This window comes from Niastella soli (assembly GCF_017742245.1).
In the GTDB taxonomy this organism is placed as follows: Bacteria; Bacteroidota; Bacteroidia; order Chitinophagales; family Chitinophagaceae; genus Niastella; species Niastella soli.
On the sequence record NZ_JAGHKO010000001.1, the window covers coordinates 2,316,043 to 2,331,079 of the forward strand.

Below are 15,037 nucleotides of genomic sequence, written 5' to 3' on the forward strand. Positions count from 1 at the left end.
CCAGGCTGATCATACTATAATAAGTAAGAAAAGAAAGTAAAAGGCCCTACCGATTTATCGGGAGGGCCTTTTACTTTTTAAAAAAAAATTTCACCCGCACTCACCCAAACATGTTTGTGCAGCACTCTCTCTTTGTTTAAGACCCAAGTGTAGGACCGGTCTAAACACCCAACTGTAGTTTATGGCTTCAGGCAACACCTGAGGAAAAAAACGGCAGTTAAAACAACGCTGCTCGAAGGAAAAGTGAAGTTTGTAGATAAAGCCTATTACATTAATAATCCCGATGTGTTTACCCTTATGAACTAAAACGTGATCTGAAAAAAACTTACCCTAATTAAAACATTGGAATGTCCCATGAGAATCTTTACATTGATAAAGACCAGGATTATCATGCTTAAAATGCTGCTCGCAGTATTGTTTTTGATCATCCAGTTCTCCCAAACAGCCTCAGCCCAACGCGTATTTGCGCATCCAGGTATCAGCCACAAACGTTCTGACCTTGAGCGGATGAAATATATGGTGCAGGCGGGAAAGGAACCCTGGAAAACTTCTTTCAGGAATTTATCACAAAACCAGTACGCCAGTTATAATTACGCCGTACAGGGTTCTGCAAGTGTTACCAGCCTGGTAGTAAACTCAACCGATGCTGGCTACAATTACGAAAAGTTCAAGTACGATGCATTGGCGGCCTATTACAACGCCATCATGTGGTATGTTACCGGTGATGAAAGAAATGCGCAGAAGGCAGTACAGATCTTTAATGCATGGGTAAACCTCAAGCATATCAATTCGGGTGGAACGCAGGCGCTTGATGCAGGCCGGGTGATCTGGAAAATGCTGGAAGGCGCCGAGATCATTAGAAGCACCTATACTGGCTGGACATCAGGCGACATTGCAGCATTCAAGGACATGCTGGTGTACCCTGGTTATTCAAATACACAGGAACCCACATCGAATATTTCGTCTGAAGATGCTACCTTCTACTGGTATATGTATAATGGCGATGCAGGTCGTCATGGTAACCAGGGTCTTTTTGCCATGCGTGGTATTATGGCTATGGGTATCTTCATGGATAATGAGTTGATGTATGACCGCGCATTCCGCTATCTGACAGGATTGCCTCACCGTGCAGATGACTTACCTTATCCATCAGGTCCACGTTCAGCGTCAGCCAGCCCTACAGCCACCTACGATTATTATGATGAATATACGGTTGGTACTACTGTTGGAACGACCCCCGATTATGGGTATAATGAACTTATAAGTAATTACATCTGGGAAAACGGCCAGTGCCAGGAAGCTTCGAGAGACCAGTCACATACAGTTACCGGTGTGGCTATCATAAACACCATGTGTGAAATGGCCTGGAACCAGGGTAATGATATGTATAGCTTCCTTAACTATCGTCCTTTATTGGGTATTGAATTTGGAATGCATTACAATGCGTCGCTCAACTATTCCTTCCCCGATCAAACTTCTCCCTGGGAGCCTACGGTTGAGAATGGTCAATTCATTCAACGTCGGGACCGCAGTGGTCGCTGGTTCTCTAAAAAAATAAATCCTTATTCTGAAAAGGAATTTACCAAACTGACAAGAGGAACAAACTTCAAATTCAGCGAATACCCTTTCCATGAGATGGCTTTGGCACACTACCGTGATCGTGTAGGTGTAAATCCTGACAACTACAAATGGTTACAACGGGTATTCGACATCTCCACAAGAGAGTCGGGTGTAGAAGGACAGGGGTTCCAGGTTGACTTCCCGGGTTGGGGCGGATTGACTTTCCGCAGGCCCGCTAACTGTCCTGGTGATCCGGTTGAATTTGTAAATGGTCAACCCGTTTACAAAATGAATATAGCGCCTGGTAAAATTGAAGCCGAGAATTTTGATCACTTCACACTCGATGGCCAGGGCAAAGTATACAATGATAAAACTTCCGCCAATACCGGTGGTCAATACAGAACTGGTGAAGCCGTAGATATTACTACCTGTTCAGAAGGAGGCTACGCTTTAACCGGTTTGGAAAGTGGCGAGTGGGTCAATTATACCATCGCAGTTCCCCAGGCAGGTACGTACAAATTGAAAATGCGTTATTCAGCTGTTGCAGCCAATGGCGCCCTGAAAGTGGAGTTTGATAATATTGACAGAACCGGTACGTTTGGTGTGCCTTTTGGCAATGTTTTCTCAAATGGTGCCGATGACTGGCAGGAGATCACGGTGGGTGCTGCCTTCACCCTTCAAGCTGGTGTGCAAAGCATGCGCGTATTTGTCGGCGGAGCCAGCAATGCGTTCAACATAAATAATTTTACCCTGGTTTATGTGGGAAGCCTGCAGGCCCAAACCATCAACTTCAATAATATCCCGGTGAAGAAATTAGGCGATCTTGATTTCGATCCGGGTGCTACTGCTACTTCAGGGTTACCTGTTGCTTACACCAGCTCAAACCCCAGCGTTGCTACAATTGTTGATAACAAAATACATATCGTTGGTTCTGGTGTGGTAACCATCACCGCTACACAGTCCGGTGATGATAACTATGCAGCCGCAGCCAATGTAGCACAAACGTTAACCATTACAGGCATTGCAGCCGGTGATTATTTGTCAACAGGCAATATGGCCTGGAACGGCGGTACCTGGAACATCTCCGATGGAAATGGCGGAATCAGCGCAACAACCACTACGGCGCCCACCACCAATACCAATGTGCATATAATGCCCGGACATACCGTAACTCTGGCCACCACGGCCGGGGTTGCCAAAAATCTTACAGTATATACTGGGGCTACCTTGTTGCAACAGGTGGCGCTCACTGTGTCTGGCTTAACTGTTATCAGCGGTACAGAAACTATGTCAAATACCCTTACAGTAAACGATTTCAGTATTACAGAGTCAGGGGTAGTAGCCTCATTGACCGCACCTGCAGGTAGTGTGCAAAGTCTGATCACCAATAAGGCTACGACCATTGCTATAAATGGTCGTTTGGGTGCCCCCGCCGGTTCAACAGTAACAGCTGTCGGGTCGGGTATCAGGGTCTTCGTAAGTGGCACAGGAAACACCACCTTTACCGGAAGTGGAGTGGCGAACATCGCCCGCTTTTCTCCCAATTCTGCTCAAAGCTCTGCGCAGAACATAGTCATTGACATGGATATGGAACTGCGTAACTATGCAGGTTCTACAGTTGCCAGTCTTACTTTGCAGAATGGAAATAATGGAGCAGGCGCTAAAACACTTACCATAAATGAAGGGAAAACGGTTACGCTGAACGGAAACAATGGTCTGGGTGCATTCCATGGTCAATATGGTACCGGCTATGGTTTTAGTGCCTATAATAATACGGGTGGAAGTATGACCTATAATATTAATGGTACGCTCGATTGTTCCAATGCCCAGTTTAATCTGCTAACAAATCAGCAGTCGGGGAATAACGAACTTACGGTGAATGTAAACGGAAAACTGAAACTTGGACCCACGGTGCGATTATTTCGTTTTATGTCTACCCAGAAGATCAGCATCAACATCGGCGATACCGGTGTAGTTGATGGTTCTGCTTCTGCTTTGAATTTGAATACCGCTACCAGCGGACAAAGTATTAACACGAGTAACTTCACCGGAACAGCTGCTGTAGCAACTGGTTTGGGTGGTGTTACGTTCAGTGGGACCAATCCTGTTGTGGGAACATACGGTTTTATGGGTAATGGTGGTGCTGGATATGTAACCCCACCTTCGGTGATCTTCACTGGTGGTACCCTATCAAATGCCCAGTCGCCTACTTACGCCATTGCCAACCTTACAGATGGAGTAGTAACCGGCATCACTGTAATTTCAACTGGTAATTATACGATAAAACCAACCGGTTTACAATTTGTGGGCGGGGGCGAGCCAACACAATGGTTTGCCATGAAGGGTGATAATCAGTCGGGAACCCTGACCCGCCTTACAAATGCCGGTGTGGTTACACCTTTATGGATAGGAGCCGGCGACAGCTACAACCCCGTAACGGTAAACCCTGCCGTTGGTACGGTTATCACAGCGAATGTAAAACAAGGAGATCTGGTAGTAGGACTGCCTTATGAAAGCAGTGCTATCAACAGGAGCTGGAACATCCAACCAGCTACTCCTTCTGCTACAGACCTTACTTTTGGATACAATACTGCCGATGCCAATGCGCTATGTGATGGAGCCGCTGTCATGCGCTTGGTAACAGGCAACGCAGCTCAGTTGAACGTTCAGGCCGCACCCGTTACACCTGTAACAGCCACCGCAACCAACTATCAGGTGAGCTTCACAGGAGTTAACAGCTTCCCTGTATTTAATTTATTGAATACCGGAATTCAAACCATTTCATTCGGTCCGTTGCAACCTGTAATGGTAAGTGATGCCGATTTTGATGCAGGTGCTACAAGTACCTCGCCTTTACCTATACAATATACTTCCTCTGATAACTCAGTGGCAACTATTGTAGATGGTAAAGTTCATATCGTATCAGCAGGTAAAGTAACCATCACTGCCTCGCAACTTGGTGATGTGTACTACCTGGGGGCCGACAGTGTTTACAACTTACTGACTGTTAACAAAGCGTTCTTTGTTGATGGCGATAAAGATGGTGTTGGTGCAGGCGCAGCCGTATTATTTGCACAGAATGATGCTCCGGATGGGTACTCAGCCGAAAGCACAGACTGTAATGACAATGACGCTGCCGTTCAAAAACCGCTGTTGTATTATGTAGATGCCGATCATGATGGCTTTGGTTCTAAAACCGTTGGTTATTTCTGTTCATCAACGCCTCCTGCTGGTTATGTAACCAACAGCCTGGATTGTGATGATACAAGACTATTGTATGCCGATAACGATGGGGACGGATTAGGCGCCGGTGCTCCTGTTGCCTGTGGTGTAGCAAACAGCACTGATTGCGACGACACCAACCCTGTTTCTTTAACTGTAACTATTCCTGATGTGTATGTAGCAGACGCTGATGCTACTCAGAAAAATACCATCTATGTTGGCTATGGCTCTTCCGCCCTGCTTTTAGCGGCTAAACCTGCGGGCGGTACTGCTCCTTATAGCTATAAATGGAGCAATAGTAAAACTACTCCGTCAATAACTGTTACAACTGCCGGTACATTCAGTGTAACTATTATGGATGCCAAAGGTTGCCAGACTTCCGCTTCCATTCGTATTGAATCGATAAATGTAGCGTGTGGCGCCTTTGATGAAAAAGTGATGATCTGTCACAATGGAAAAAGCGATTGCGTTGCCGAGTCAGCTGTAGCAACACACCTGAAACACGGCGACAAACTGGGTTATTGCGGTGATGCGGATGCGATCAATGATGTAACCGCCTATCCCAACCCGGTAATTGGTAACCACTTCATAGTAAAAACACCAGATTACCTGATCAATAAACAAATTACGATCACCCTGGCAGACTTACTTGGTAAAGTAGTTTATCAAAAAACGGTAATGAATACAAATGGTACTATCGATGTTCAGCTCGACAGAAATGTTAAGTTGGGAATTTATGTACTGAGAGTAAATAACATTGCTGTAACCAAGTTGCTCATACTATAATAATAAGTAAGGCAAAAAAAAGAGGCCCTCTCGGTTTATCGGGAGGGCCTTTTATTTTTATAAAGAATTAATCGTTCGCTGGTAATAAAGCGATGCTTCTATACGTTGCCGATATTTGAAATAAAAATATAATACCTCACAAAGTGCCTCTCCATATACCACTAATTAGTTTTTGTATTACTTTTACCGCTAAGTAAGTATTAATCCTTATTTGGAAGCAGTTTTAATCCATACCGATGAATCACTACTCTCTTTGGTAGCCGATGGTAACAAAGAAGCATTTACCATGCTGTATCGTCGTTACTGGGAACCATTATTTACAACTGCTGCCAGAGCGCTTCGTTCTAAAACCGATGCGGCCGACCTGGTGCAGGATATTTTTCTTTCCATCTGGAACCGTCGGCACGACCTGCGGATCACCGGTTCACTGGCCGCTTACCTGCAAACGAGTGTCAAGTACAAGGTCATAAAGTATATTGAAAAAAATATTACCCGTCGCGATTATCTTGTTTTGTTAACCGATGTGCTTGTCAATTTTCAACCTCCCGATGTAGAATCACAACTACAAATAAAAGAACTGCAACACACCATTCAGTCGGCTGTTGAACAAATGCCGAACAAGATGCGTGAAGTTTACCAGCTTAGCCGCAAACATCATTTGAGCCATAAGGAAATTGCCGAACGCCTCGACATTTCCGATGAAACAGTAAAGAAGCATATACAACATGCTTTGGCAATTATTAAAACCGCCATCAGTTTAAACGCAACCACCTTTGCCGTTTTATTGATGCAATGGATGAAGTAGGAAAATTTTCCAACCTGTTCTTTTAGTTGTGTTGCTTTCATATGATACATTTTACATATGCGAACGATTGATACGATTGTTTATTAACTGATCAGGGTAAGGTATACCCAGTTTGGGTGAGCCTGGGGAAAAAAATATTTTTACTTTTTTTACCCCCTTGGGTCTTTTTACCGGACAGTATATACGTTGCCCGAATTTTTATAAGCCCGATTATGAATGAAACACAGGCAACTGATCTTTTAAAAAGATTCAGTAGCGGAAATTGTACGGAAGAAGAGCAGCAGCTTGTTGAAGAATGGTACAAAGAATTGGTAAACTCTGGTGAGCTGGAATATGAGGAAGGAGAAAAAGAATCAATTCAGGAAGCCATTGAAGCAGGGATACTGCAAAATATTGCAACAGAGGATAGGAATTATACTCCGTATGTTCCTTACACTCCGGTTCGCAGAACGCATAATAGGACCTGGTGGGCTGCGGCTGCCATCCTGGTATGTTTATCGGGGACCGTAGTTTATTTACTGAATAAGAAAGCGGCACTATCAATAGCAAAAGCCGGATCAACATTAAAGAACGATGTAGAGCCGGGCGGTAATAAAGCAGTTCTTACCCTGGCGAATGGCAGTACCATCTTACTTGATGATGCTGCAAACGGGGTAGTTGCGAAAGAGGGGAGTGCAAAAGTGGTAAAACCCGATGATGGAAAACTGGTGTATTCGTCTGAAAACAACCAAAACGAGGAACCATTATCATATAACACCCTGGCCACCCCCCGCAGCGGACAATATCAGTTGCGATTGCCTGATGGAACAAAAGTTTGGTTGAATGCAGCCTCTTCTATCCACTTTCCCACAGGTTTCAGGGGTAAGGAAAGAAGGGTACAAATCACCGGCGAAGCCTATTTTGAAGTGGCGCATGATAGCAGCATGCCTTTCATTGTAGAAAAAGACGATCTGCAGGTGGAAGTATTAGGCACCCATTTTAATGTAAATGCCTATAGCGATGAAAGTGCCATTAAAACTACTTTGCTGGAAGGAAAAGTGAAGGTGATTGAAAAAACGGCTACGGTACAACAAACAGCCATTTTAACACCCGGGGAGCAGGCAGTTATTCCAAAAAGCACCCAGATACAGGTTCGAAAAGCGGATGTTGATGATGTAATGGCATGGAAAAATGGTTTATTTCATTTTGAAAATGCAGATATAAAAACGGTAATGCGCCAGTTGGCCAGATGGTATGATGTAGAGGTGGTGTATGAGGGCGTAGCTGTTAAAAATGATCCCTTGTTTGTTGAAATTTCAAGGAACACCCGGTTGTCAGATGTGTTGAAAGTATTGCAGGAGTCGGGAAGTGCAAAATTCAGCATTCAGGGAAAAAAGATCGTTGTTAAATAACCCCTAATATGATGCATATCCTAATTAAGGCCATCCCTGTAAGGATCAGGGAATTCATAACCTATGTAAACAAGCTCCATCGCGGTATGGAAGCCGGCGCCATGCCATTGGGCGTCTACAACAAAAAACTTTACCCATACCAGGCTGCATCTAATTCTTGCCTATTGCAGCTGAAGAACGATTCTTATATAAAGTATTGACGATTACAATAACGACTGTGTAAGGCGGTTCAGGAGCGGCATGCCCGTCACTGAATGCGCAGGTACCTTGCTATGTCAAAAAAATAGTGTGATCAACGATTTCCTGATTACCCGAAACAAAAAACCGCCCCGAGTGCAATCGGTGCGGTCATTAATTCAGGGTAATGCAATAGAAGACACTGATATCCTTATTGTTTAACCCTAACAGCCCTGATTGCAACATCAGGGGTGCCAAATCCAAATTTATGTATTTAATTCATTGCCTCCACCGCTATTTGAGGAAAATAAAGGTGGGGCGTAAAGAACTGATCGTAATGAATTACCTAGCCATTTTTCTATTAGCCACCTGTTTACACCTCTCTGCCGGCGTGTATTCCCAAAAGGTTACCCTGTCTGGCGAGAACATTTCCCTGAAATCTGTTTGTAAGGAAATTAAAAAGCAAACAGGCTTTACGTTTGTTTACAGGGAAGTTTTACTGCAAAAAGCAGAGAAGGTTAACATAAATGTCAGAAATGCTTCTATTCAACAGGTACTTGATATCTGTTTCAGGAATCAGCCGCTCTCCTACAGCATCATCAACAACAATATAGTTGTTGTAAAAGAAGCAGTGGTAGCAGCACCGCCGCCAGTTGTTGAAGAGGTAAAGCAGGTGATAGGAAAAACACCATCGCCAATAAAAATTACCGGTAGAATTCTGGCTGAAAATGGCATGCCTTTGCAAAATGCCAACGTGAGTGAAAAAGGAAAAGTGAATGCCGCTATTACAAAAGCTGACGGTTCTTTTACCATTATGGTGGAAGGTCCCCAGTCGGTACTGGTTGTGTCGTACGTAGGTTTCGATGATAAACTGGTACCCGTTGGCGATCAAACCGACATCACCATTAAATTAACCACTACCCAGTCGCCCATGGAAGAGCAGGTGGTAGTAGGTTATGGTGTTTCTAAAAAAGCAACTGTTACCGGCGCCCTGGAGCCAGTTACCAATAAAACATTCGATAGCAGAGCGGTAACCAACCCGGCCCTGGCATTACAAGGTACTACGCCAGGTTTGGTGATCACCAGAACTTCTTCCCGCCCGGGAAATGAAGACCTGTCCATGCAGATCCGTGGCGTTACTTCTGTGAATGGCGGCTCACCCCTGATCGTTATCGATGGAGTGCCCGTTGCCAGCCAGAATGTATTCTTTACCATGAACCCCGATGACATTGAATCGGTGAACGTATTAAAAGACGGTATGGCTGCCATCTTCGGTAGCCGCGCCGCCAATGGGGTTGTTCTTATCACTACCAAACGTGGTAAAGGGGCTATAAAAATTGATTACGGTTACAATGCGCGCATCAATACGCTGGGTATTAAAACCCCTACCACCAATATGGAGCAGTATGCCAGTATGTGGATAGAGGCTGTTGATGCTGATCCCAAGAAGGATTACTGGGGATGGAAGTCGATGGATAATCTGTTGAAAATGCAACAGGGCATTGAGGGCATCTATTCAACTTCTAAGTGGGGCGATATTTTCATTGGTAATGCCAACCGCTACGATGAATTGTTTGCTACCCGTGTTTCACAACAGCATAACCTGAGTGTTTCGGGATCTTCCGACAAAACTTCCTATCGTTTATCTGCTGCTTATGCCGATAACAGGACGCCTTTGGCAACTGCATATGATGGCCGCAAGCAATATAACTTACGGTTGAACTACGATTATAAACTGGCTGAAAAAGTAAAACTGCAAACAGGTGTTACTTACCAGAAAGATGTGACGTCCAGTCCTTCCTCTAATATGCGTTTTGAACTGATTGCATGGGACGCGCCTCTGTTCCCTGCCAAAAACCCATTTGGACAGTGGTATGCCAACTATGGAGTGGGTGATAGGAACTCTACAGCCGCCACAATAGACGGGGGGAGAGATTCCAAGGCCAATGACCTGGTAAGGGCCGATATTAAGGCTACCGCCGAGTTGTTAAAGGGGCTTGAACTGGAAGGTACCGCTTCTATACAGGTAAATCAGTTACGGATGGATAACTACCGCCTTACAGTTCCCACCTATCGTTGGGATGGTTCACTGGCGGATAAAAGTATAAATACTGAGTCTGATATCAGGGCCCAGTCTGACAATACCCTGTATCAAAATTACTCGGCCTTATTACGATATACCAAATCATTTGGTGGTCATCGTATTACTGCAATGGCCGGTTTGAACGCAGAGAAAAACGACTTTAAAAGCTTATATGCATACCGTACCAATATCGGTAATAATGGTGTGTATGATCTGAATGTGGCTCCTACTGACTATGTTGAAGGCAGAGGTGGACGCAGCCAATGGGGCATGTATTCTTATATCAGCAGGTTGAACTATTCATTCAGAGGTAAATACCTGGTAGAGCTGTTAGGACGTCGTGATGGTTCTTCCCGTTTTGCACCTGGCAATAAATGGTCGAATTTTTATGATGTATCTGCCGGTTGGGTGTTGACCAATGAAAACTTTATAAGAGACCTGTATTTACCTGACCTCAATCACCTTAAAATTCGCGGAGGTTACGGTGTAATGGGTAACAACGTACAGATCGGCAGCTACGATTATATCTCTGACATTATCATGGGTACCACCATTTTTGGAAGCCTTGCTTCCAATCAAACAGTGGCTCGGTTAAGCAATAATGGTCTCACAAGCTCCGACCGTACCTGGGAACGCGTAAATATGATGAACGTGGGTTTTGACCTGGTCATGTATAAGAACAGATTAACTGGCCGGTTCGACTATTATAAGAAAAGAAATGATGGCATGTTGATCAATATTATCTACCCTGCTGTATTGGGTGGAGCAGCCCCTCAAACGAACAATGGTACGCTTGATGTTCATGGATGGGAAGCTATGTTGGGCTGGCGTGATAAAATTGGAAAAGATTTCACCTATAACGTATCTGTGAATTTATCAGACAGCCGCAATAAACTGGTGGCACTGGATGGAGCTGCTGCCATTAATCCAGGACTGGTTGCTGCAGTGGAAGGACATCCGTTGAATTCCTGGTTTATGTATCAAACCAGAGGATTTTTGAAAGATCAGGAAATGGTTGATCTCTATTACAATAGATATACTGCAAAAGCAGATGGCGAAATACCTGGCATTGATAAAGGCATAGTACTTCGCCCCGGCGATACCAGAAAACGTGATGTTAATGGTGACGGAATTATTAACCAGCTGGATGTGAAAGAAATGGGCGATAACGCACCCCATTACACTTTTGGGCTTACGATGGGCATGGGTTGGAAAGGCATCGATTTTTCAGCCTTCCTGCAAGGAGTGGGCGAACAATATGTTGAGCGTTCCGGACCACTGGCTTATCCATTCTGGGATCAATACACGAATCAAAACGCTTCTTTCCTTGGCAATACCTGGACGCCAGATAACACCGGCGCTAAATTTCCAAGACTCACTGCAAGTAAAGCACGTGCACAATGGAATTACCTGCACAACGACTTTATGCTGCAGAACAACCGGTATGTTCGTTTAAAATCCCTGATTGTAGGATATACGCTGCCGCAATCATTGATCTCAAGAGCAAAATTGGAAAGAGTAAGGGTTTATTTCTCAGGTAACGACCTGTTTGAATGGACTTCTCTTAAAGACGGATTTGATCCGGAGCAGGGTACAGACTCTCAATTGAACGGCTTTCCGTTTATGCGGACCTGGTCTTTTGGTCTTAACCTTGGTTTATAATCTAATATCTGATCAGCGTAAAAACTGTATAAATGAAAAAATTTATTATTCCGGCTGCTATCTGTGCGCTGCTTGTTGGCGCTGGTGCATGCACAAAAAATTTCCTTGATCTTAAGCCCTTAGATACAATAAACGAAACGTCCTATTTTACCACCCCCGATCAGTTTAAATATGCTACCAATGATTTCTATGAAAAAATGATCAGCTGGGAGCAGATCAACGGCAGCAACATTTTCGATTTTATGGACATGGGTTCAGACATTTCGGGATATGTTGGTCAGGATTTTCAGGGTAAGTATGGTCACGGTTCAATTACGGTGCCCCTTGATGATATCTACTATAGTAACCCCTATGCATATATCCGTGCGATCAATATCGTGCTTAAAAAGGCGGATGCTTATAAGGGCAAGAAAGACGACATAAAGCAATATATAGCTGCTGCTAAATTTTTCCGGGCGTGGCAGTACTTTTTCCTGTTGAAACGCTTTGGAGGCGTTCCCCTCGTAACAACAATACCTGATGTGGAAGGAGAGGAATTAAATGCTCCGCGAAACAGCCGGTATGAAGTAGTTGATCAAATTCTGGCCGATTTAAATGACGCCATTGCAGGCCTTCCAACTGAACAGGCTATTCCTTCCAGTGAGAAAGGTCACGTTAGCAAATGGGCTGCCGAAGCATTTAAAGCACGGGTATTGCTCTATGAAGCAACCTGGCGCAAGTACACCGGTACCTCTACCGATTTTAAAGGCTCAGCCGGCCCGGCTACTGATCAGGTGAAATCCTTTTTAACGGAGGCTGTAGCACTGGCTAAAGATGTAATAGTGAGCGGTGGTTATAAGCTTTGGAATTATAATAGCAACTCCGCAATGGGTAATCGCAGCAATTACTACCTGTTTTGCATAGATGGTTCAGGCAGCAACCCTGCAGGGCTGGATAAAACCACCAACAATGAGTTTATCCTAAAAAGCATGTACGACATTAACCTGCGTCCGGGCGGAATACTTTTATCTCATACGGTGCAAACCCGTATGCTGCCCAACCGTAAATTGATGGATATGTTCCTGTGTACTGACGGATTGCCGGTTAATAAGTCTTCTAAATTTGGTGGCTACCAAACTGTAGACATGGAATATGCAAACAGGGATTATCGCATGCAGAGTTATGTGCTGGGAGCAACCGCCTCCATACCCGCCAAAGGATCAATTACGTTAGATGGGGATTTGGGCTATACCGGTTATAAATTCTCAGCCTATAAATATCCTACTTACCGCACCAGCAGCCAGGAATCACAGGATTACCCACAGATCCGGCTGGCCGAGATTTACCTGATCTATGCAGAAGCGTTGTATGAAAATAACGGCGCTATTAGTGACGCTGAGTTGAATAATTCGATCAACTTGTTACGGGCCAGAGCAGGTGTTGCACCGCTCACGAATGCACTGGTTACGAACAATGGCCTGAATATGCTGGATGAGATCAGAAGGGAACGCACTGTTGAACTTTATGGAGAATGCACCCGCTACGATGACCTGAAACGCTGGGGTATTGCCGAGCATGAATTGAACCAGGATGTTTGTGGTATGGTGTTAGGAGGCGCTTCTTATGAAACGGAATTTAAAGTTGCATCGAAAAAAGATCCAGGCGTAGATAGTGCAACAAGCAAGTATATAGCTCCGAATTACGAGAAGGTATTAGGAAGCGGCGATGGTGAAACGATTGCTGCAACCGGAAAGGGCGATCTGAAAGTAATATTGTTGGATGCGGCGGCTAATCGCAACTTTAAAAGAAAGCATTATCTGTATCCATTGCCAATGAGGCAGGTCCAGTTAAATGCTAATCTGGTACAAAATAATGACTACTAGGTAATAGACAATAGGCAATTGGCAGGGGAGGAGCAAATAAAATTTGTAGGCTCCTATCCAATCGGGAGATAGCAAATTGACTGTCGATTGTCTATTGTCAATTATACTTACCAATTGAGAATCTGTTTAAATCCATACTATATGAAGTTCGCATTAAAAAATATTCAATTCCTATCGGCCATACTCGTTTTGGCAGCTGTGTATGCTGGTTGCCAGAAAGGCCCCAATATTAAAACGTATACTTACCCCACCGCAGAACCAAAAGGATTATTTCCAGATAGTGGTTATGCTGGTTTTGCCGAAGTAGTTATCAACGGCGAGCAATTTGGTGACTATAAAAATGCTGTCAAGGTATTTTTTAATGGTATTCAGGCTGATACTGTTTTATCCTGTGAAGATGGCAAGATTGTAGTACGTGTACCTGACGATGCCATTTCCGGTAAAGTAAGTTTGCAGGTTTGGACAAACACCATTGACTCTGTAGGCGATTTTAGAGTAGTTCCGTTTCCCATTGTAAAAGCGGCTAACAAGGATATCGGTTTGCCAGGTGAAACAGTGGAAATCACAGGAACCGGTTTTGGTTCAGATCTGACAAAAGTAAAAGTAGCATTTAACGGTACTCCCGCTACCGTTACAGATATTACAGATACGTTGCTGAACGTAACCCTGCCACAAGGCTTTAGCTCAGGTAGTATTGTTGTATATGTAAATGATTACCCCGTAACAGGACCGCTCTTCAGAGCTGTTGCTACTTTGCCAAACCCTGTTTACTGGCTTTCATTTGAAAACAACCTGACCGACAAAATGGGCGGAGCTGCTGCAACCTATACCTATGTAACAGGAGATGGCACAGCTAAACCTATTCGTTATGTTGCCGGTAAAAATGGACTGGCGGTTAGCTTGTCTGGAACGGGTAATAGAAAAGCAAGCAATAATCAATTCATCGCCTGTCAACCACAGGTAAGTAAGTACAAAGAGGTTTCTGTTACTGCATGGGTAAACTGGGGCTCGCTGGATTATCCTGATTCCGCCTGGTATCAAGAGCCTGTTTTTGACTTTGGACAAGCCAGAGGTCTTCGCATGGCATTAATGACCAGAATGCAGGCAAACAAAGGACCTAACATGGTTGGCCGCCTGATCTTTGAGAAAATAGACTCATTCCCAAGTAATACCCCTTTCGATGCAACATGTAATACAGCGCTCAAGAGATTTGAATGGCACCATGTAGCCATGACCATCTCAACCGCTAACCATCTTTTAATAGTTTATTTAGACGGATCAGAGATTGGCAGGGTGGTGCTGGCCAATGCGGCAGACCCAACACTGTTCAATCATAACAAAGTGTATATCGGCGCACCCACCAATGGCGTTGCCAATGAACCAGCATATGGGGGATTAATTGACGAATTCGAAATTTTCAACCAGGCATTATCCCCGGATCAGGTATTTGCGGATTTCTATAAGAACAAGCCGTAAGTAATATTAATTT

Annotated in this window: 7 protein-coding genes; all 7 read left to right on the forward strand. The window is 44.3% G+C overall.

Annotation, left to right across the window (positions count from 1 at the left end):
- The first annotated feature begins 354 nt into the window (after positions 1–354).
- Positions 355–5,568 carry a T9SS type A sorting domain-containing protein gene (locus J7I42_RS09710; RefSeq protein WP_209138576.1) on the forward strand — a complete coding sequence of 1,738 codons (5,214 nt, stop codon included), beginning with the start codon at positions 355–357 and terminating at the stop codon, positions 5,566–5,568.
- 211 nt (positions 5,569–5,779) lie between these two features.
- A complete protein-coding gene (locus J7I42_RS09715; protein WP_209138577.1) occupies positions 5,780–6,373 on the forward strand; it encodes an RNA polymerase sigma factor in 594 nt (197 codons plus the stop codon).
- Positions 6,374–6,585: 212 nt separating this feature from the next.
- The gene (locus tag J7I42_RS09720; protein WP_209138578.1) at positions 6,586–7,764 is read left to right on the forward strand and encodes a FecR family protein; all 1,179 of its coding nucleotides are present in this window, start codon (positions 6,586–6,588) and stop codon (positions 7,762–7,764) included.
- 8 nt (positions 7,765–7,772) lie between these two features.
- Positions 7,773–7,964, forward strand: coding sequence for a hypothetical protein (locus J7I42_RS09725; protein ID WP_209138579.1), 192 nt, complete (start codon positions 7,773–7,775; stop codon positions 7,962–7,964).
- Between the two features lie 245 nt (positions 7,965–8,209).
- A complete protein-coding gene (locus tag J7I42_RS09730; protein WP_209138580.1) occupies positions 8,210–11,686 on the forward strand; it encodes a TonB-dependent receptor in 3,477 nt (1,158 codons plus the stop codon).
- 32 nt (positions 11,687–11,718) lie between these two features.
- Positions 11,719–13,548, forward strand: a complete 1,830-nt coding sequence (locus J7I42_RS09735) for a RagB/SusD family nutrient uptake outer membrane protein (protein WP_209138581.1) — start codon at positions 11,719–11,721, stop codon at positions 13,546–13,548.
- A 141-nt stretch (positions 13,549–13,689) separates the two neighbouring features.
- Positions 13,690–15,024 carry a LamG-like jellyroll fold domain-containing protein gene (locus J7I42_RS09740; protein WP_209138582.1) on the forward strand — a complete coding sequence of 445 codons (1,335 nt, stop codon included), beginning with the start codon at positions 13,690–13,692 and terminating at the stop codon, positions 15,022–15,024.
- Positions 15,025–15,037: the final 13 nt, after the last annotated feature.

What these genes read in the sequence shown, in the direction of transcription:
- J7I42_RS09710 (WP_209138576.1), top strand. Translation starts at nt 355, where the DNA reads ATGAGAATCTTTACATTGATAAAGACCAGGATTATCATGCTTAAAATG.
- J7I42_RS09720 (WP_209138578.1), top strand. Translation starts at nt 6,586, where the DNA reads ATGAATGAAACACAGGCAACTGATCTTTTAAAAAGATTCAGTAGCGGA.
- J7I42_RS09725 (WP_209138579.1), top strand. Translation starts at nt 7,773, where the DNA reads ATGATGCATATCCTAATTAAGGCCATCCCTGTAAGGATCAGGGAATTC.
- J7I42_RS09730 (WP_209138580.1), top strand. Translation starts at nt 8,210, where the DNA reads ATGTATTTAATTCATTGCCTCCACCGCTATTTGAGGAAAATAAAGGTG.
- J7I42_RS09735 (WP_209138581.1), top strand. Translation starts at nt 11,719, where the DNA reads ATGAAAAAATTTATTATTCCGGCTGCTATCTGTGCGCTGCTTGTTGGC.
- J7I42_RS09740 (WP_209138582.1), top strand. Translation starts at nt 13,690, where the DNA reads ATGAAGTTCGCATTAAAAAATATTCAATTCCTATCGGCCATACTCGTT.